This window comes from Dehalococcoidales bacterium (assembly GCA_041652735.1).
GTDB lineage: Bacteria > Chloroflexota > Dehalococcoidia > Dehalococcoidales > RBG-16-60-22 > RBG-13-51-18.
This window is the reverse complement of the sequence record JBAZGT010000011.1, coordinates 24188-45469: the sequence shown is the minus strand read 5'-3', so window position 1 is coordinate 45469 and position 21282 is coordinate 24188. Positions and strand designations below refer to the sequence as shown.

Annotated in this window: 15 protein-coding genes and 1 riboswitch; of the genes, 11 read left to right on the top strand and 4 right to left on the bottom strand. The window is 53.1% G+C overall.

Annotation, left to right across the window (positions count from 1 at the left end):
- Nucleotides 1–259: 259 nt before the first annotated feature.
- The 4 genes from WC370_05590 to WC370_05575 form a co-directional block, all read right to left on the bottom strand.
- The gene (locus WC370_05590) at nt 260–1156 is read right to left on the bottom strand and encodes an ABC transporter permease (protein MFA5308946.1); all 897 of its coding nucleotides are present in this window, start codon (nt 1154–1156) and stop codon (nt 260–262) included.
- A gap of 9 nt (nt 1157–1165) precedes the next feature.
- Nucleotides 1166–2125 carry an ABC transporter permease gene (locus WC370_05585; GenBank protein ID MFA5308945.1) on the bottom strand — a complete coding sequence of 320 codons (960 nt, stop codon included), beginning with the start codon at nt 2123–2125 and terminating at the stop codon, nt 1166–1168.
- 65 nt (nt 2126–2190) lie between these two features.
- Entirely contained in the window at nt 2191–3558 is a 1368-nt protein-coding gene (locus WC370_05580; GenBank protein ID MFA5308944.1) for an ABC transporter substrate-binding protein, read from the bottom strand.
- 881 nt (nt 3559–4439) lie between these two features.
- On the bottom strand, nt 4440–7256 hold the full coding sequence (locus WC370_05575; GenBank protein ID MFA5308943.1) for a LuxR C-terminal-related transcriptional regulator: 2817 nt from the start codon (nt 7254–7256) through the stop codon (nt 4440–4442).
- A gap of 672 nt (nt 7257–7928) precedes the next feature.
- On the opposite strand from WC370_05575, the gene WC370_05570 reads away from it, so the two are divergent.
- The 11 genes from WC370_05570 (at nt 7929) to WC370_05520 (ending at nt 21282) form a co-directional block, all read left to right on the top strand.
- On the top strand, nt 7929–9389 hold the full coding sequence (locus tag WC370_05570; protein ID MFA5308942.1) for an FAD-binding oxidoreductase: 1461 nt from the start codon (nt 7929–7931) through the stop codon (nt 9387–9389).
- A 29-nt stretch (nt 9390–9418) separates the two neighbouring features.
- On the top strand, nt 9419–10690 hold the full coding sequence (locus WC370_05565) for a (Fe-S)-binding protein (protein ID MFA5308941.1): 1272 nt from the start codon (nt 9419–9421) through the stop codon (nt 10688–10690).
- A 14-nt stretch (nt 10691–10704) separates the two neighbouring features.
- Nucleotides 10705–12276 (top strand): FAD-binding oxidoreductase, encoded by a 1572-nt coding sequence (locus tag WC370_05560; GenBank protein MFA5308940.1) that lies wholly within the window; start codon nt 10705–10707, stop codon nt 12274–12276.
- A gap of 224 nt (nt 12277–12500) precedes the next feature.
- Nucleotides 12501–14618: an FAD-dependent oxidoreductase gene (locus WC370_05555; GenBank protein MFA5308939.1), complete on the top strand. Its 2118-nt coding sequence runs from the start codon at nt 12501–12503 to the stop codon at nt 14616–14618.
- A gap of 127 nt (nt 14619–14745) precedes the next feature.
- Nucleotides 14746–16197, top strand: coding sequence for an FAD-dependent oxidoreductase (locus tag WC370_05550; GenBank protein ID MFA5308938.1), 1452 nt, complete (start codon nt 14746–14748; stop codon nt 16195–16197).
- Nucleotides 16198–16431: 234 nt separating this feature from the next.
- Nucleotides 16432–16578: riboswitch (molybdenum cofactor riboswitch) on the top strand.
- Entirely contained in the window at nt 16570–16773 is a 204-nt protein-coding gene (locus tag WC370_05545) for a hypothetical protein (GenBank protein MFA5308937.1), read from the top strand. Its footprint overlaps the riboswitch before it by 9 nt.
- The gene (locus tag WC370_05540) at nt 16770–17960 is read left to right on the top strand and encodes an ABC transporter substrate-binding protein (GenBank protein MFA5308936.1); all 1191 of its coding nucleotides are present in this window, start codon (nt 16770–16772) and stop codon (nt 17958–17960) included. Before WC370_05545 ends, WC370_05540 begins: the two co-directional genes overlap by 4 nt.
- A gap of 96 nt (nt 17961–18056) precedes the next feature.
- The gene (locus WC370_05535) at nt 18057–19040 is read left to right on the top strand and encodes an iron ABC transporter permease (protein MFA5308935.1); all 984 of its coding nucleotides are present in this window, start codon (nt 18057–18059) and stop codon (nt 19038–19040) included.
- Nucleotides 19037–19867, top strand: a complete 831-nt coding sequence (locus WC370_05530; protein ID MFA5308934.1) for an ABC transporter ATP-binding protein — start codon at nt 19037–19039, stop codon at nt 19865–19867. Before WC370_05535 ends, WC370_05530 begins: the two co-directional genes overlap by 4 nt.
- A complete protein-coding gene (locus WC370_05525) occupies nt 19864–20418 on the top strand; it encodes an FmdE family protein (protein ID MFA5308933.1) in 555 nt (184 codons plus the stop codon). Before WC370_05530 ends, WC370_05525 begins: the two co-directional genes overlap by 4 nt.
- An 18-nt stretch (nt 20419–20436) precedes the next feature.
- The gene (locus tag WC370_05520; GenBank protein ID MFA5308932.1) at nt 20437–21282 is read left to right on the top strand and encodes a methyltransferase domain-containing protein; all 846 of its coding nucleotides are present in this window, start codon (nt 20437–20439) and stop codon (nt 21280–21282) included.

Below are 21282 nucleotides of genomic sequence, written 5' to 3'. Positions count from 1 at the left end.
CACAACCGAGCCGGTTTAAATCCGCTCAGCATTATATCCATCTATTTAGTTGTGAAGAACCATCCGTTAACCGTTTTAATACTTTATCTGACAACTTTTCCGGGCTGAAAATCAGTCTGGCTGTTTCATTTCCGGAAAGCCGGGCATGATAATTTTAATCCGCTCGATGTTTTTACACCGTTAACCGGGTTCCCTGCCCTATTACACAGACAAGTCCGTTAAGTTTTCCTGTTTGATTTTTACTATTTTTATTAATGTGCTAAATAATGCCTCTTAACTTCGGGTCAAGGGCATCCCTGAGCCCGTCTCCCATCATGTTAAAGCCAAAAACCATGAGCATGATAGCGATACCGGGGGATAACGCGAGAATGGGGTTGGTGAGCAGATAGCGATAGCCGTCACTGACCATGCTGCCCCAGTCCGCCTGGGGGACCTGCACGCCGATGCCGAGGTAGCTCAAGCCTGCCTCAGAAATAATTACCACACCCATCATGATGGACATCATCACCAGCAAGGAGGGGAAACAGTTGGGATAAATGCGCCTTAGCATGATTCTAAACGGGCTGCTGCCAATAGCACGGGCGGCGGTTATATATTCGTTCTGTTTAACGCTCAATGCTTCACCGCACATCAAGCGGCAGGATACAGGAATCATACTGATACTCAAGGCGATGATAACGTTCCGCGTGCCGCCGCCAAGCAGCGCGCCGATGAGAAGCATGAGTATCATGCCGGGAAATGATATCTGGACATCCATTAATCTCATAATGATGATATTTATCCAGCCGCCGAAATACGCGGCCAACAGCCCTAAAAATTGACCGACGGCGCTGCCGATAACCACGGCGGATACGCCAATAAGCAGGGTAGTCCTCGAGCCGTAAATAATGCGGCTCAGGGTATCCCGACCAATCGAATCGGTCCCTAACAGGTGCTCACTGCTGGGTTGCTGGAGTCGAATCGTAGAATCGAAGAAATTCGGGTCGTGCGGAGCGACAAACGGAGCGAAAATGGCTATCAGCACGTACAGACAAATGATTACGAAGCCAACCACCGCTATTTTACGACCGAAGAAGATGCGGATTACCCTGCGTAATTCGCTTGTCTTCGGCGGTAAAGCCAATGCCACGTCATTATCGTTAACAGTTGTTGTCATGGGCTATAGCTAATCTCCTTCCCGTATTCTTGGGTCAAACCAGCCGTAGGAAATATCTACCACAATATTTGTTATGACGACCAAAGCCGCCGATATAAGGGCTCCGGCTTGAACCACCTGGTAATCTTTAGAAAATACCCCGTTGACCAGGGCTCTACCCATACCAGGTATATTAAAAACCGACTCGATGAGAACCGTCGAGCCGATGATCGTGCCCAGTTGCATGCCCAGCATGGTCATTACCGGAATAAAGGCGTTCTTAAGAATATGCCGTGTTACGATATTTCTTTCTTTTAGTCCTTTGGAACGCGCCGTACGGATGTAATCCTGATTGGTGACATTAAGAGCGGAGGAACGCATTAGCCGGACCAGTCCGGCCAGAGGCGGGAGGGAAAGGCAAAAAACGGGCATTATAATAGTCTTGAGACTCTGCCAGAAATCAGTAAACGGAGAGACAAAGCCATAAATGGGGAGCCATTTCAGCACTACGGCGAACACCCATATAAGCACGATACCTAACCAGAATACGGGCATGGTGATGCCTACATTGGCGATAACAGAAATGACGGTATCAATCCAGGTACCCCGTCTCAGGGCGCTGATAACCCCCAAAAGGGGTCCGAGGATAGCGCTGATAATCAAAGCGAGCGCCCCGAGATAAAGAGTAATGGGCACCCGCTGCTTGACTACCTCGGCCACAGACTGATTGGTGGTCCACGAGTAACCTAAATCACCATGTAAGACCCCGCCGATCCATTTGAAGTACTGTATGGGCATGGGCTTATCAAGTCCGAACTTGACCTCTAGTTCATGGTGCTGTTCTTCCGTTAGCGTACTGATGTTTGTCTGATAAAGATATAGGCTGAGGGGGTCGCCGGGAGTTAGGCGCATAATGAAAAAAGTAGCCAGGCTGACCAAGACGATTATCACCAGTCCCTGTATGAGACGCTTAATAATATATGCGCTCAATTTATGCTCCTTTTATACACCTAATCCCGGCTTATTTTGACCCACTCATTAGTAAACCTTACTTATTAGTCGCTTAACCAGGCATCTTCGGGTGTCCAGAGATGCATTACTTCCTGGTACAGTTTGTCATCGTGAACTCTATTGTTGGTCACGGAAGACATGTAGTAGACGTAGAACGGCTGGAACATCGAGTATTCGTTAACCGCCATTTCCCCCAACTCATAAATGAGTTCCTGGGCTACGTCGGGGTCGGTTTCCAGTGTCAAGGCATCAACATTCGCGGTGTAGTCGTCCGGATAGACGAAACTCTTGGAAACCGGGCTCTGCGTGCCATGCAGGGAAAGAGACCCGGTGATATCACTAAGGATGGACTGTCCGGGGAAGCACATCATGTACTGGCAAGCTATACCGGTAAAGCCGTTGCCAAAGACGTCTCCCATCCAGGCCACCATAGTGACGCTGTTGATGGTCGTCCTGATGCCAACCTCGTTCAGGTATCCCTGAATGGCTACCCAGGCGTCCATTTCAATGTAGGAATAGACATAGATAGTGGTATCAAAGCCATCCGGGTAACCGGCATCGGCAAGAAGCTGCCGCGCATAATCCGGGTCGTAAGGAATAGCTTCAAAATCAGGGTTATAGCCCTGTGAGCCTTCGGGGAAGAGCTGGACGCCGGGCTGGGCGCCGAAACCTACCAGTGCAGGTAGCTGGTTCGTGGGCACAGCGTAAGAGATTGCCTTGCGGACTTCCACTTTAGAGAAAGGTGAATCCGGGTTGGCGGAGTCCTCAATGGCGCCGACGGTGACCGCGGGCAGGGTATAAACCGTGTAATCCGGGTTGCTTAAGAGACGTTCCGCATCCCGCGGGTCAAGGAAGGTATTGATATCGGCCTGGCCGCTTTCGAACGCCATAAGGGCTACGGTCCTATCGGCTACATAGTCGAATCGCACGCCATCAAGATAGGGTTTGCCTTCTTGCCAGTAGTCATCGAACCTGTCATAAACCAGGCTGACGTCCTGCTGATAGCTGACGAATTTGAAGGGGCCGGTGCCGACCGGGTGAGTGTAAAGCTCTTCTTTGGTGTAGGTCTGGAGAGCGGTGGGCGATACGATACGCCCGGCCGACCAGGCCAGAAGATAGAAGAAGTCCGAGTGATATTCAGAGAAATGGAAGATGATAGTATTGTTATCTACAACTTCAACCTCGGATACGTTGTCCATGTCGGTTAAAATTCCATCACGGTACAGGTCAAGATTGTATTTTACAGCTTCAGCATTGAAGTCAGTCCCGTCATGGAATTTTACGTTTGGCTGCAGATGCATGGTCAGGGTCGTTTTATCGTCGCTCATCTGCCAATCCGTGGCGAGCCAGGGGATAATTTCGCCCTGGCCGGTGGCGCGCACCAGTGTTTCAACACAGGCAGACGCATTCATCAAATCTCCGCCATTGACGGCATCGGCGGGATAGCCAAGATTGGGAACGAGTGTCCCGGTGAGAACCTTAAGCGTACCACCGTATTTGGACTGGTCCACCGTGGGGGTGGTGGTAGCGGATGAGGTCGGAGTGGCCGTTTGAGATGTGGCAGGCGTGGTTGTCGCCGGCGTTGTCGTCTCTTTATTATTCGAGCATGATGCCAGAACAAGAGAGAACAACATCACGACGGCAATACAAATAATTAGTGATTTTTTCACTATTGCTAACCTCCCTTTAACTATCCTGGTGTTATCACTAGATTTTTTAGAGAATTACACCAGCTATATCTCAGCTACTAGAGACAAGAGTACCAAATTGCTACATGCAAACACCCCCCTTATCGTAAGCTTTATTTCAGAATATTCCGGTATTATAAAATACATATTTATATATCGTCCCGCACAATACCCAAGCGACCGGGGCCAATGCTGGCGCACCTGGCATCATAAAAGAAAATCCGTTTTAACATTTCAAATACGTTCATCATCTTTTAATTGATGGGAAAATGCATGGTCTCCGCGTCAATTTCGCTTTTGGCTTTAATGGAAAACTGTAATTTGAGAAACCAGGTTCACAAATACCTTAAGACGGCAACGCCACCCAGTCCCGGTAAACGTAAGTTTTTTACCAGGTCAGCCGGTCTTTAGATCCTTTGTTTTTTGTTGAACCGAGCGTAAGCGTATCCAGACTTACGCTTACTATTAAAATAGTCATATGTAATTGTACAAGTTGATTCAATAAATTAAATGAATCCTAAGCACTATAAAAGTACTATTTCCTCCCGAAATACAGAATAAGGCGAGCGAGATAAGTTTTCCTTTCATTCGACCCCGTGAAAAGGTTATTCAATATCTTTCCCCTGTCTAATAATAACCTGGGTACGTCTATTTACATCCAGCTTACCGTAGATGTTATGGATATGATTTTTAACGGTATAAAGCGAAATGAAAAGCTTGGAAGCAATTTCCTGGTTGGAAAAACCGGTACTTATCAGGTCAAGCACTTCTGATTCCCGCCTGGTCAGGAACTGGGATTTATGGTTGTTTCTCAGCGCCAAAGGAGAGGCGCCTTGGGTCCCGGTCTGTTTTGAAGCGTTGGCCGAAGGCATATCAAACATGCTCAATAATTTAGATACGTAGTCAGGAGCGACACCTTTGCGGGCGGCCTGCTGAAGCAAATCGTACATCGGGCGACCTTCATCGACATAGATACGTATATAGGACTCTTTCTCCGTCATCGCCAGGACTTTTTCCAGTGTTTTCAGCGCTTCCGCCGGTTTTCCGGAAGCGTTGAGAATCAGGGATTTCAGAACCAGACACTCAATCGCCAGGTGCGTCCACTGTCTTGCCTTGATGTCCTTGTACAATTTTTCCAGAAGCTCAAGCGCCTCACTGAATTTCCGCTGCGCCAGTCTCAAACGAATGAGAGTTAATAAAGGTATCTCCGACCAGATAGCGCGGATATCTCTACCGTATATACCGTATGAAGGCACGCGCCCATAGTATTCCGAAAGCGTGCCGTCCGCCAGCGGCGATAAATATTTTATCCAGCTATGAATGGAATCCTCCGCCGCGGACACGTAACCCAGCAACAACCATAAGCGGGTCATATAAATATCAGATTGAACATACCCTATGGTGGTCCGTAAGGTCATTCTCGCCTGACGGCAAATTTCCAGCGCGACCTCGGTATTTTTCTGGGCGATGTTTATCCGCGCCAAGGACATATTGCTGTTCAATGAGACTACCGGGACAATGGTCCGGTGTCCGTCAAAGTCTATAATAGGTTCTACGTACCATTTGCCCAGGTCAATAGCCCGGACAATATTTTCTTTGGCTTCATCCAGGCAATTCCACTGGTATAATATCTCGGCTAAAAGAATATGAGCCAGGGCCCCCAAGGATGTTTCCTTGGTATCTCTACCTTTACCCAGGTAAATCGCTTCCCGGCAAGTTTCCGCGGCGCTATACAGGTGGCCCCAGTTGAACCTGATATGGGCGATAGCGATATTCGCCAGGGCCGTAAAGCGATAGTGCTCCCTGTTCTTGGCTGCCCTGGCGCACTCCAAAAAGCTATTGTAGGATTCCGTCAGGTCGCCCTTTACCCAATAAGCCAAACCAAGTACCAGGTAAAGAGAACAACGCGCCATTTCCTCTTGCTGGGGAAGGGCCTTAAGCCCCCTGGTACAAAGCTTGATTGTCTGGAGTATATTACCGTTATTGTAGGTTTCCGCTGACTTAATATAGGTAGTCAGTCCCAGAGCCGATGCAGAAAACGGGGACTCCTGCACCGATATATCCAGAGAACCGTCCGGATAGTTGACACGCTGAAGAAACGCATCTTTTTTATCCAGCTGTATATCAGCCTGGGAAATGATAACACTGATCATGCGAATCCATATATTATCAACGAGGAACTCTTCAGGCAGCCTGGTTATCCAGTTATAAAGCAAATCCAGCCGGTCATGCTCCAGCAGCGAATGACCGACACCTTGAATCAGTTTTACCGAACGTTCAAACTCTTCCGCCTCCAGGGCATGGTCAATAGCTTTTTCAATCATACCCTGGCTTTCAAACCACTGGCTGGCCCGGCTGTGAAGAATATGTAAAGCTTCAGGCTGATTCGATTCCAGCTGTTTATAAAGCGAGTCCATAAACAGGTGATGGTAGCGGAACCATTTGCCTTCATCATCGATAGGCTGGAGGAATAAATTACGGGACACCAGCGTTTCCAGTATTTTGCGGCTGTCTTTTTTATCAGTAACCGCATTGCAGAGCGATTCGTTAAGGCGGTCAAGAATGGAAGTCTCCAAAAGGAATCTACGGATAGGCTCGGCCTCCTGGTTCAGGACTTCCCTGACCAGATATTCCATAATTTCTTTCCTGGTCTCCTTGAAAGCCGAAATGACGCCGGCAAAGCCGCTGTTACCCTGCATGGCAGCGGCCACCATTTTCAAGCCCGCCACCCAGCCTTCCGTATGCCGCTGGATAGTATCAAGCTCATCACCGGAGAGAGAGTACCCCATAATGTCCCTTAAAAAGGAAAGGGTGTCTTCCGGGGTAAACTGCAAATCATTCCTTTTTATTTTAACGGGACAACAAAGCTTATCCAGAAACAACTGCGGGTCAACCCGACTCAAGATAATCAAACAGGACTGGTCCGGAAAATACTTCATGAAAAAAGCCAGGGAATCATGGATGGCTTTGCTTTTTACCTTGTGGTAATCATCCAGGACAATGACTATCCGGGGGGCGTTTTCCGTAATCTCATTGACGAGCGCCGTCAGGGTCGACTCAATAGATAAATGGTTCTGAAGCTTGGATAAAGCGGACTCCCCCAGGCCAGGTTTTATGTTACGGAGAGCCAGAATGAGGTTAGTCCAGAAGCGATACAGGTCATTATCGCTTTTGTCCAGTGAAAGCCAGGCGATAGGGCGCTGGACATTGCTGAGAGCTTCACTGACAAAGGTGGTCTTACCATAGCCGGGAGGGGCGGTAACGAATATCAACTTTTGAGACAAAGCGGCATTGAAGCGCTCTTTTAAACGGTGTCTTTCCAGGAAGTCCTTCGGGATTAGGGGTATATACAGCTTGGTAAGCGGCTGTTCAAAGATAGCGTTTTTTTCTGTTCTTCCCAGTGACAGGTTGCTGATACTCATATTTATTATTCATCGAGCTTCATAGCAAAACAGTTAGGCTCTTGTATTCCGAGACTTCTCTATCTTAAAAAGTATATCATCTACCATCAAATACAGTCAATTTTTGAACGTAAAACATCATTTAATCCGAGCTGAAACGGGGTAATACCACAGCGTAAAAACCGTGGGGAAAACCGGCGGCGGCTTAGCTAAAACGTTTATCCGGTGAAATAATGACCGTCAGCCATCTAAAGCCGGACGGGCGGCATTGCGACAGCGGTGGACGGTGAGTAAAAGACAGTATTATTTCACAACTATTATTATGTACTTGTTGAAATTTAGTACTTTTTATGAATCTTTGGATTCATTTATTTTGCGCAATCTCCCTGTACAATTACAAATGACCGACCAGATTTTACTACGTGAATATCCCGCGAAACCGTACAACGATGAAGCCAAAGAATAATTTAGCATCCGCAACATAAGCAAATGCGAAAATACCGGGGGCAGAGTCAGGCAGCATTAAGGATTAGTGATATCCCGGTCATAGTGATAGCCGAAAATAACGAGTAATTACGAAATAAATATCGAGTTACGGCTGGCAGCCCATAGCTATTACATTAATTTAGATGTGCAAAACCAGGCCAGAAAGAACAAGCTGGTTATCCGGTTAATAGTAATAAGGAGACAATAATGCCTGAAACAGAACTAGCAAATATTACCGGCAGTGAAAATGTAACCGACGATGCCGAAGCCCTGGGGAACTATGCCAAGGATTTCAGCTTCGTCCCCCGGATCAGGCCCAGTTACATCGTGAAAGTAAATAAGGCAGACAAGGTGCAGGAGCTCATAAAGTGGGCGAACAAAACGCGCACTCCCCTAGTACCGGTGAGCTCAGGCCCGCCTCACTTTCGCGGTGGCACCGTGCCCGGCAGCGGCGGGGCGGTTATCGCGGATTTAAGCGGCATGAAGCAAATCATGAGGACCGACCGCCGCAACAGGGTAGCGATGATAGAGGCCGGCGTAACTTTCAGCGAGCTTATCCCGGAGCTGGCCAAGGTGGGGCTACGGCTTAACCCGCCCCTGCTACCACGCCAGTCCAAATCCGTAATAGGAAGCGCGCTGGACAGAGAACCGGTAATCATGCCCCTGTACCAGTGGGACGCCATCGACCCGCTGAGCTGCATCGAGGTGGTGTTCGGCAGCGGGGACCTGTTCAGGACGGGGTCGGCGGCGGGTCCGGGCACGCTGGAACAACAATGGGCCTCCAAGCAGGCACAGTCCAGCCCGATGGGACCCGGTCAAACCGATTTCGCCAGGGTCGTCCAGGGCTCTCAGGGAACGATGGGCATAGTAACCTGGGCGACCGTCCGGTGCGAGGCGATACCCACGCTGCAAAAACCTTTCCTGGCGGGCGCCAACAAGCTGGAGAACCTGACGGACTTTATCTACCGGCTGCTATGGCTCAAGCTGGGAGACGAAATACTGATACTGAACAATACCGATTTGGCGGCCATACTGGCTACCACCCCCGCCGAATATAGCGCCATCAGGGACTCTCTGCCCCAATGGCTGCTCTTCTTCTGCCTGTCAGGTTTCGAATACTTCCCCGAAGAAAGGGTGAAGTACCAGGAGAAGGAAATGGGAGAAGCCGCCAGGCAGTTCGGCGTAGCGCCGGTGAATGCGATTGCCGGGATATCCGCACACGAGCTATTGAAAACGCTGGCCAGGCCATCGGAAGAGCCCTACTGGAAACTGCGCTACAAAGGCGCCTGCCAGGATATCTTCTTCCTGACCGCCATGAACCGGGCGCCGGGATTCGTATCCATAATGCACGACCTGGCCAGGCAGCACGGCTATTCCTCTTTAGATATAGGTACGTATATTCAACCGATGGTACAGGGCACATCCTGCCATTGCGAGTTCAACCTTTTCTATGACCCGAACAACGCCAGCGAAGTTTCCAGAGTGCGGGAGCTATACACGCACGCCGGCGAAGCTTTCCTGAACAACGGGGCATTTTTCAGCAGGCCATACGGAACGATGGCAGACCTGGTCTACCGCAGGGACGCGGAGACCTACACCGCGCTGCGGAAAGTAAAGTCGATTTTCGACCCGAATAATATCATGAACCCAGGGAAACTGTGCTTCTAAGCCCCGAAATAAACTAGGAGGTAGCTAAATTGAGCTTAAAAGAATATGAACGAGATATGCTGCGGTGCATCAGATGCTCGGAATGCAAATGGGTACCGCTGGCGCAAGTAAAAAGCTGGCGATTCGCCCAAGTATGTCCCAGCATAGGTAAATACAACTTTCATGCTTACTCGGCGGGGGGGCGGCTGGCGCTGGGGCTATCGACACTAAAAGGCAGAGTCGGCTACACGGACAGCTACCTGGACATACTGTACCGCTGCCAGATGTGCGGCGCCTGTGATATCTCCTGCAAGAGCAATAAGGACATGGAACCTTTCGCCGTGGCGCAGGAACTGAGATTCAAAGCCGTCGATGACGGGCAGCTCCTCCCGGCGCATATGATGGTAATAGACGGACTGCGTAAAGAAGACAACATGATGCAGGCCAAGAAGTCCGAGCGCGGCAAATGGGCCGAAGGGCTCGGCCTGAAGGATGTCACGCAGGACAAGGCCAAGGTCTACTTTCATGCCGGCTGCCGCTATTCTTTCGATGAAGAGCTGTGGCCTGCGGTCAAAGGCGCCGCGAAACTGCTCACCAAGGCCGGGGTGGACTTCGCCATCGCGGGAAAAGATGAAAACTGCTGCGGCGGCCGCGCTTACGAACTGGGCTACCAGGGAGAATTCACCAAGTACGCGGAAAATAATATAGAGATGCTGAAGACCGCCGGCATCAAGACGGTGGTTACCTCCTGCGCCGACTGCTATTATGCCTTCAAAGTCCTTTACTCCAAAATAAAGGGATATCAACTGGAAGTACTGCACATCACGGAGTACCTCGACCGGCTGATAAAAGAAGGCAAGCTCAAGCCGAACAAGGAAGTCCTCAAATCCGTAACGTATCACGACCCCTGCCACCTGGGGAGGCTGGGCGAACCATTCGTGCCGTGGGAAGGCGTAGAAAAGAAGGTCTTCCAGCAGCTATATATCTACGACCCGCCCAAGCCGTGGCGGAAAGGCACCAACGGAATTTACGAACCCCCGCGGGACATTTTGAAAAGTATCCCCAACCTGGAGCTAATCGAGATGGAGCGCATCAAAGAGTATGCCTGGTGCTGCGGAAGCGGCGGCGGGGTGAAAGAGACCTACCCGGACTTTGCCATCTGGACCGCCCTGGAAAGAATCGAAGAAGCCAAAGCCACCGGGGCCGAAGCGCTGGTCACCGCCTGCCCCTGGTGCAAGAGAAACTTCACCGACGCCATTAACGAGAGCGGAGAAAAGCTCAAGGTATACGACGTCGTCGAGCTACTGGAACAGGCAATTTAAAAAGGAGAATTAAAATGGCATTATCAAGAGAAGTTTACCGAGAACTGGAAGATATCCTTGGGCCGGATAATATCTCCGATGATCCTGTCGTTCTCGATGTCTATTCATTCCAGCGCCTGAACGCGGGCTCGATGGACCCCTATACGATCAGTCCCGAAGCCGTGGTGCTACCCGGCAGCACGGAGGAAGTACAGGCGATACTGAGACTGTGCAACCGGCGGGGCATCAAGTCCAGGGCGTCCTCCACCACCTACGGGACACAGGGCATGGCTACCTGCGCGGGTGAAATCCTCCTGGACCTGAGACGCATGAACCGGATTATCGAAATCGATGAGAAGAACATGTGCGTGGTGACAGAACCCTACGTGTCCTTTGCCCAGGTACAGGCCGAGGTAATGAAGAAAGGGCTGAACTGCCACGTGGTAGGCGCCGGTTCCAACTGCTCTTACCTGGCCAGCCTGACATCCATGGACGGCAACAATGCCCAGGCAATAGCCTACGGGTACAGCGGCCGCAACCTGCTGGGCGCGGAATGGGTGCTGCCCACCGGCGAGATTCTCAGACTAGGATCACTGGGATCCGGGGCCGGCTGGTTTTCCGGAGACGGGCCGGGACCGAGCCTCAGGGGGATAATTAGGGGGGCGCGCGGAGCGCTGGGGGGGCTGGGGGTCATCACCAAATGCGCCGGGCACGTCCGCCCCTGGCCAGGCCCGAAATCAATAGAAATTAAAGGGATTTCACCGGCCTTCGAGACCGAGGTGCCGCCTTTATTCGAGTACCATATCCTGGACTGGCCTACCTGGGAGCAGTGCGCCGACGGCCAGTACAAAATTGGCGAAGCCGGGATAGCGCTGGTGCTGAACAAGACCGCCGGGCCGGGCACGCACGGGCACACGGTGACCGGCTGTAACAATGAATACTATGACAAGTATGAAGAGCTCAAGGGAATACCGGAAGTTTCTTTGAATATCGTGATGGGAGCCAACTCGCCGGAAGAGCACGCCTACCAGGTAAAGGCGCTGGACCAGATTCTCAAGGATACGGGCGGACAAATCACGCCGGTGGGTGAAAAGGCCATCATGAAAAACCGCGATTTCATTAACGCGATTAAGACCTGCTTCGTCCCCAGGACGGCCTTCCGCGCGGCGGGCAGCTTTACCATCGACGGGCTGCTGGGGCACGGGTCGGTCGACCACGTATCACTGGGCCTCAAGAAAGACGGAGTACTGCGAGCGAAGTACGCCAAGAAGGGCGTCATAGGAGACGACGGCACCTACAACAGCTGGGGCAGCACCTTCGAAAATGCCCACCTGGCCCTTTTTGAATGCGGCCACTGGTTCGACCCGCTGGACGAGGCGTCAACCAAAGGAGCGACCGAGCTGATCGGTGACGGGATAAAGATAAGTTTAAGTACGCCCTTCAGCCTGACCTGGGGGACATCCGGCGGCATGATATTCGGGTTAAAGTCGCAGCCCCCTATCGGACCGCTTTGCTACAACTATCACGAGTGGATGCGCAAAATAAAGAAAGCTTTCGACCCCAATACCGCTTCAGACCCCGAGGGCTACATATCACCTGAAGAGTAGTAACACTCAGCTCGCGGGGCGGGCGAATGCCAAACGGGAGGTGGCGATGTTGACCGGGCTTTTCCGGGACAACGCAGCCGTAATAAAGATTGATAAAGCTGACGAATTTGTTGTGGGTTCGCCGGCAAGCCTTTTTCTTTTCACTCCTTCTCGAACAACCCACAGGAAACAACCCTCCTGTGGGTTGTTCAGCAATCTGCGGAGGCAGGTCATGGCGGAGGTAAATGGTGTTTCTTAACAAATACGAAAAACTCATGGAACCTTATCACATAGGCACGGTCAAAACGCGTAACCGTATCATAAAAACCGGCGCGTCAACGTGGTCCTGGCACGAAGACGAGCTACACATGAACGAGACCACCAAGTCTTATTACGAAGCGCTGGCGAGGGGAGGGGTGGGGCTATTGATAGTGGAATCACCGACGATAGATTACCCGGCCGGGGCGCGCTGGCGGGCACGCTACCGGATAGACAATGATAAATATATACCGGGGCTGAAGGAACTGACGGAAGTAATCCATAAGCATGGCTGCCCTACCTTCATGCAGATGAACCATGACGGCCCCTGGCGCGTACACCTCATACCGGGGGAGTCGCCGGTATTTCCGGGACCGCCGGTAGCGGCCTCGGCGGTAAATTTGAATGCCGTAAATGATTTCAACAATGACGTCCCGAGAGCGCTGACCATCCCCGAGATAAAGGAAATCGAAGATAAATTCGCCAGCGCCGCCGTCCGGGCTTACCAGGCGGGATTCGACGGTGTGGACATCAACGCGGGGAGCAGCCACCTGTTCCATACCTTCCTTTCCCCTTTCTGGAACAAACGGCAGGACGCCTACGGGGGGAGCCAGGAGAACCGGGCCAGGTTCCTGGTGGAAACTATCCGTGAAATTAAAAAACGCCTCGGGCAGGGTTTTCCGGTATCCGTATTAATCAACGGCATCGAAATCGGGCAGTACACCGGCATAGATGACAAAGAATGCCTGACCGCCGCTGACAGCCGGGGGATAGCCCTGCGATTACAGGAGGCGGGGGCGGACGCCATCCAGATAAGAAGCCAGTGGCTAGGATACCATATAGCCTACCTGCCGGAAACCCTTTTCTATCCGGGGCCGGCTATCCCTTTAAAATACTTCCCTAAAGAAATATACCGGGGGAGGAGGGGGGCGGGGGCCAATATAAAGCTGACCGCCGCCATGAAAAAGATACTACATATACCGGTCATCTCGGTAGGGAGATTCGACCCGGAGCTGGGAGAAAAGACCCTGCGCGAAGGCAAGGCGGACTTCATCGCCATGACCAGGCGCCTCGTAGCCGACCCCGAGTTGCCGAACAAGATAGCGGCGGGCAGAAGATACGCCATCGCGCCCTGCACGGCCTGCGGCACCTGCCAGTCTCCCAAAAGCATCGACGGGCAAAAAGCCAGAAGCCGCTGCCGGATAAACGCAAGCTTCGGGACGGCACAATATACTATCGAGAAAACAGACAAAAAGAAAAAAGTGCTGGTAATAGGAGGCGGCCCGGCGGGCATGGAGTCGGCCAGGGTGGCGGCCTTGAGAGGGCATGAGGTAACGCTTTACGAAAGAACCAGTCGGCCCGGCGGAGCGCTGCCGCTGGCGGCGCTGGTCAAGGGTGTAGAAACCGAAAACCTGCCGGCTATCGTCAAGTACCTGAAAACCCAGATTTATGAACTCGGCGTAAAGGTGGTACTCGGCAAAGACGCGGACGAGGCAACCATCGAGCAAATCAAACCGGACGCAATTGTCCTGGCGACCGGAGGGCTGCCCGCCACCCCGCCGATAAAAGGAATAGAAAATCCAATCGTGGTCAGCAATACCAAGCTGTACCGTATGCTCAAGACGTATTTAAGATTCGCCAGCCCGAGGACGCTCAGGTGGCTGACCAAACTCTGGATGCCCATGGGGAAAAGGGTGATTATCATCGGCGGGGACATCCACGGCTGCGAGCTGGCGGAGTTCCTGGTAAAGCGGGGCAGGAAGGTTGTCATCGTGGATAAGGGGGAGGCGTTCGGCGAAGGCATGCCGGAACACCTGCGGGGGCTGCTGCTACCGTGGTTCCGGGACAAAGGCGTGGTGATGGTCTCCCGGGTCAAAGACATGGAGGTAACCGAGCGGGGGCTGAACATTATCACCAAAGACGATTACCGAGAATTTATACCGGCCGATACGATTATACCCGCAACATCATTGCAGCCGGATAAAGAGCTTATTAAAAAACTCGAGGGAAAGGCCGGGGAGATTTATATAATCGGCGACTGCAAAGAGCCCCGACTGATAGTGGACGCCATTGCCGAGGGAAACAGAGTCGGCCGCGCTTTGTAGGTTTCTACAGGTAATCTTTTAAATAATGACAGTTTGGAGATATGATAATAATAGGCGGGTAAATGCCACAACGACGATAAACCACCAAGAAATCAAGAGGAAGACGGATGTACCGAAGGAGTGAAAAATGAAACAACTGGAAACCGATATAGCGGTCGTTGCCGCGGGGACGGCCGGGCTGGCAGCGGCGATAGCGGCGGTCGAGCGCGGCGCCAAGGTAATCGCTTTTGAGAAAGCATCCACCACCGGCGGGACCGGCAACATGGCCATGGGGCCTTTCGCGGTGGAAAGCAGGATGCAGCGCGTAAGGCAAATCGGGCTGACGCGTGAGGAAGCCTTCAAGATATTCATGGAATTCACGCACGGGAAAGCGGATGCCCGGCTGATATCAACCTATATCAACAAATCCGCCGATACCATCGACTGGCTGGAGGGGATGGGGGTAAAATTCGCCGATATACAGTCACATAACACGGGGTTCAACTACACCTGGCATATAGTCATGACCAGCACCGGCGGCTGGGGCGTAGGCTCCGCGGCCAACATGATGAAGATACTGACCGAGAAAGCCCAGGAGAAAGGCGTCCAGCTCTATCTCCAGACGCCGGTGAAAAAGATTTTAAAGGAAGGTGGCAGGGTTACCGGGGTGGCGGCCGAAGACAGGAACGGAGAAGAAATCCGGGTAAAGGCCAAGGCGGTGATTATAGCCACCGGCGGCATCGGAGACAGCCCGCAGCTGATTAAAAAATACACGGGCTACGAGCTGGGGAAAGATTTGTTCTCCACCAGGGTACCCGGGCTGGCGGGTGACGGCATCCGCATGGCCTGGGAAGCCGGGGCGGCGCCAACCGATATCATCATGCACCTGAACTACGGCCTGCCCGATGTAGCGGACTATATCGAAGCTGCTGTCACGCTGCAACAGCCCAACCTCATGGTCAACCTTCAGGGAGAACGCTTTATCAATGAAGATTTCCTTTCGACATCCCCCTTCGGAGGCAATATCATCACCCGGCAGAAGGACAAGTGCGCCTTCATGATACTCGATGAAAATATCAAGAAAGGCTATGAGGAAACAGGACTGGACTACCTGGGACCGGCCATAACCAGCATCAAATTCGAGCATTTTGACGAGCAGATAAAGCAGGCCATCGACCACGGGTACAAGAATATATTCGTCGCGGACTCTCTTGAGGAACTGGCGGCCAAGACGGGTATTAAGAAGGACGCCTTATTGCGGACAATAGACGAGTATAACCATGCCTGCGAGACCGGCCGCGATGAGGTCTTTTACAAGGACGCCAGGCATCTCCGCCCGATCAAGCAGCCCAGGTTTTACGCCGCCAAGCTTTTTTCCAGCGCGTACGGCAGCCTGGGCGGGATAAAAATAAACTATAAGACGGAGGTCATCAACAAGGAACAAGAGGCCATCCCGGGGCTTTACGCCGCCGGAGCCGACGCGAACACCATATACAGCGATACCTACCTGTTTTACCTGCCGGGGAATACTTTTGGTTTTGCGGTAAACTCCGGGCGCATGGCCGGTGAAAACGCCGCTGATTATGTAAATTCCATCTAAAGACGCGGTGAGCTAACTATATAGATTTTTTCCTTTTTTATGCCCGGCATCCCTGAGGAAGTGTCCTTAATCTTCCCTCCCTCTTCCCGGGGATGCCGGGCCAAATATTAACCAGACGCGATAACCCTAATCCCCTGCCACCCCTCCTTTATTATCAAGCAACCATGGACAGGCAACAAACAACCCGCCTTACGCATGACGTAATATTGACAACGATATAAGTCACGTATTAAAATAAACCAGTTTCTCCGGAGCTGTTTCTCCTAAATCCCGATTCCATAGGGACATGGCGAACAGCCGGCATCCCGATTTCATCGGGGTCAACGGTATTGCTGGAAACGGCAATGCTTCCCGGTTGGAAAAGGAGAAAAGATGAAGTCAGGCTTTGCCCATATAGCGCGTTTTAACAGAAACGACGCTATTTTTTTGTCTCTATTTTTGCCTCCTTTTCCACCGGCGGACGATGGCCAGGAAACACGTTTTCCCGGAAAAGGAGGTCACGATGAAGACATAGCGCTTTATCCGCAGTATTCCCATGCCCGAAACAAACCTGAAAAAGAACGGAGTATAGAGTGAAAAACAGACTATTAAAAGCAATCCCGCTGCTGCTTATCAGCATTATACTGATTATCAGCCTCTTCGGCTGCGACCAGGCAAAAGAAACGACCACGTCACCTCCTCCCGTGACCACGACGCCGGCCCAGACTACCCCGGCAGCTACGACCCCTCCGGCGACCACCGCGGCGACCACCACCCCGCCGGCAACGACCACGCCGGCCCCGACCACCCGGACCATCACCGACATGTACTGCACCGAACTGGTCGTACCCGCCGTCATCAACCGGGTGATATCCACCGGGCCGGTGGAAACACAGCTAATCTATATCCTCGCCCCGGAAAAACTGGCCGGCTTAAGCTCCGCCTGGAACGGCTACCCTTCGCTCATCGGGGCGGCGTATAAAGATATTCCCATCATCGGCAATGCCTCCAGCGGCTCGTTCAACTACGAGGCCGCCATCGCGGTGGAGCCAGATATCGTCCTGGAAGGCAAGACCAAGAACATCGACACCGACCGCGAAAAATTCGGCAGCATCCCGGTGGTCGGGGTGGATGCCGGCGCCGATTTGCTGACCATGTACGAAGACGAAATCACATACGTGGCCGACCTGCTCGGCGTGCCCGAGCGCGGCGAAAAACTGATAATGTACTACCGCATCGCCATGGCCTATGTAAGGAGCGTCACCGCCGACCTCACCGAGGCGGAAAAGGTGCGGGTGTACTACGCCCAGGGCAACGACGGACTGATGACCGACGCCGAAGGCTCCTGGCATACCAATTTACTGACTTTCTGCGGCGGCGCCAACGCAGCCCAGGTGGAAGTCAGCAACACCTCCCAGGCGGTACAGGTAAGCATGGAACAGATTCTGGCCTGGAACGAGGCCGAACCGATAGACATGATAATCATCGGACGGACCAGCCAGGCTTCCACCTACAATGTCATCATGGACTCTGATATGTGGCAACTGCTGCAATGCGTCCAGGACGGCAATGTCTATGTCCGCCCGGACAACCCGACCTCCTGGTTCGACGGGCCGCCCGGCTACGGGCAAATACTCGGCATGTACTGGATGGTAAACCTGCTGTACCCGGAAAGGACGACGTCTCTCGACCTCAGGGCGAAAATCAGTGAATTTTACACCAATTTCCTGCACTATGATTTGTCCGAGGCGGAGCTAGACGCGCTGCTGGCGACTCCCGGTTAAAGAACTGTTATGGTAATCACCGGGCGTGAACGCGCCGCCAGAGCATGGCAGACAGTATTGACCTTTTTCCGGAGGTTTAACGGGGTATCGGCCGGGGTGACACTGACCGTTATATTGATAGTCCTTTTCCTGCTCTCCTTCGCTTTCGGCCGATACCCCATTTCCCCCTGGGACGTAATCAAGATACTGCTCTCCCATGTTTTCCCGATCGACCAGACTTGGACGGACAACATGAACACGGTGGTGATGAAGATCCGGCTGCCGCGCATCCTGGCGGCGATGATGGTGGGCGGCAGCCTTTCGCTGGCCGGCGTCTCTTTCCAGGGGCTTTTCCGCAACCCCCTGGTATCTCCGGATATCCTGGGCGTCAGCTCCGGCGCAGGGTTCGGAGCGGCGCTAGCGATACTGCTTAACGGCAGCCAGTGGTCCATCCAGGTATCCGCTTTCTGCTTCGCCCTGCTGGCGGTAAGCATTTCCTACGCTATCAGCAAGATGGTGAAGGGCAATCCCACCCTGACCATGATACTGGCGGGTATGGCCATCGCCCCGCCATTCGGGGCTTTGCTATCGCTGATGAAGTACGTGGCCGACCCGATAGACCAGCTGCCGGCGATAACCTACTGGCTGATGGGCAGCCTGGCATCGGTCGGCTACAAGGGGCTGATTTATTCCACGATACCTATCATAGTGGGCATGATTGTCCTTATCCTGATACGCTGGCGCTTTAACGTGCTGGCGATGGGGGAAGAGGAGGCGATGGCGCTGGGCGTGGATACCGGCAAGCTGCGGGCGATAATCATCGTCTGCTGCACCATGATTACGGCGTCTTCCGTCTGCATCAGCGGTACCATCGGCTGGGTGGGGCTGGTCATACCGCATGTCAGCCGCGTAATGGTGGGGCCGAACCACAAAAAGCTATTGCCTATCAGCCTGCTCATGGGGGCGGTCTTTCTATTGTTCATCGATAACATCTGCCGGGTGGCGGCCAGCGTGGAAATACCCATCGGCATTCTCACGGCCATCGTCGGCGTGCCATTCTTCGTGTACCTGCTGGGGCGGAGAAACCGGGGGTGGGCATGAGGCTGACGGTAAACCAGGCCGCTTATCATTATGACCCGCAGGAGACCAGCGGCTTCAGGAACATCAGCTTCTCCGTCCAGGACGGCGAGGTGATGTCCATTCTCGGCCCTAACGGCTGCGGCAAGACCACCCTATTGAAATGCCTCAACAACCTGATAAAGCTGGGCAAGGGCAGCATCGCGGTGGACGACCGGGACGTGGCGCGCCTGTCGCGTGCGGCGATAGCCCGGTCAATAGGCTACGTGCCGCAGATGCACCAGCCGGCGTTTCCCTTCAGCGTGCTGGACACGGTGCTGGTAGGCCGGGCACCGCACCTGGGCATGTTGGAATCGCCGAAGCCGGAGGACGTGAAAATCGCCGAGGAGTCGCTGGAGACCATGGGCATATTCAATCTGCGGGACAAGCCCTATACCCAGATCAGCGGCGGCGAGAGGCAGCTGGTCATCTTCGCCAGGGTGCTGACGCAGAACCCCTCATTGCTCCTGCTGGACGAGCCCACCTCCCACCTGGACTTCGGCAACCAGATAAGGCTGCTGAACATCGTGGGGCGGCTGGCGCGCACCGGGCTACCCATCATCATGACCTCCCACTTCCCAGACCACGCCTTCCTGGTATCCAGCAAGGTAGCGCTAATGAAGCAGGGCGAGTTCATCGCCCTGGGCACGCCGGACGGAGTGATTACGGACAGCAACCTGGAAAAGGTTTACAATATCAAGGTAAAGGTAATCAATGTCGATACCGGGGTGAACCGCAAGATATGCGTGCCAATCGGGGAATGCAGCCCGGCGACAGAAATAAAAACATCATCCACACAGGAGGCGACATGAGCGAATTCGATATTTTCCTCAAGAAAGCGGGGGACTTCCACGGGCATATCTGCGCCGGCATCGCCCTGGGGACGAGGATATCCCTGGCGGCCATGCGGGAGCTGGGACTGACGGCGGGGGTAAAAACCAAGAGCCTTATCGTTTACACGGAGATAGACCGCTGCATGACGGACGCCGTCCAGATGGTTACCGGCTGCTCCCTGGGGCGCCGATCTTTGAAGCACATGGACTACGGCAAATTCGCCGCCACCTTCGTCAACCTGGATACGGGGCGGGCGGTGCGGGGCACGGTGAAAGAGACCTTCAGCAACGAGGACACCATAGAAGAAACGCTGAAAAAACTGGCCGGGATGCCGGACAGCGAGCTGGTGACGCTACAGGAAGTGACGGTGGACATACCGGAGACGGACAGACCGGGTCTGCCGGTGACCAAAGCCGAGTGCGCCACCTGCGGGGAGAGAATCATGGACGGGCGGGAGGTAAAGAAGGGGGGCAAAACACTTTGCCGCGCCTGCGCCGGCGCAAGCTACTACCGCGAAGTAAAAAAATAACGAACTCCGGAGACAGATATGGACTTCAATAACATCGACTGGAATGAAATGTGGCAGGAAGAGTCCGGGCGTTCTCACTTTAAAGACCAGATGGCCACCAAGGAACTGTGGGACAGGCGCGCGGACAGCTTTACCAAAAGGATTAACCGCGTCAGGGAAGGCGAGCCGCGGGATAAAGACGACTATATCTCCAAGATGATCGACCACATAGAGGTGAAGCCGGAATGGACGGTGCTGGACATAGGCTGCGGGCCTGGCACCCTGGCTATCCCCCTGGCGCAGCAAGCAAAGAGCGTTACCGGGCTGGATATCTCCACGGAAATGATAAAAAACCTGATGGCCAACGCCGGGAAAGCCGGGCTGGACAATATCCAGCCGCTGAACGTATCCTGGCAGGACGCCTTCACCGGGGGGCGGCTGGAGCAACACGACGTGGTGGTGGCTTCCCGTTCCATGATGGCCGGGAATATGAAGGAGGGGCTGGCCAGCATCATTAACATCGCCCGGCAGGCCTTCTACATCACCTTCCCCGTTATCCACCTCCCCTTCGACTGGGAAGTGTACCGGGTGATAGGCCGGGAAAAGAAAAAGCACCCGCCTTACATCTACATCCTGAACATGCTTTTCCAGATGGGGGTGAATGCCAACCTGGAGATTCTCTATTCCAAGGTAAAGGTCCAGTTCCCCAGCGTGGAAGAGGCGATGCACGATTTGCAGTGGCGCACCGACCCGTTTACGCCCGAGGAACAAACCAAGCTGAGGACATTCCTGGAGAAGATATTCGCCGAGCAGAAGGACTCCCTGCCGTTTACCCACGAAGGAAAGTCACAGTGGGCGCTGGTATGGTGGCGGAAACAGATTTAG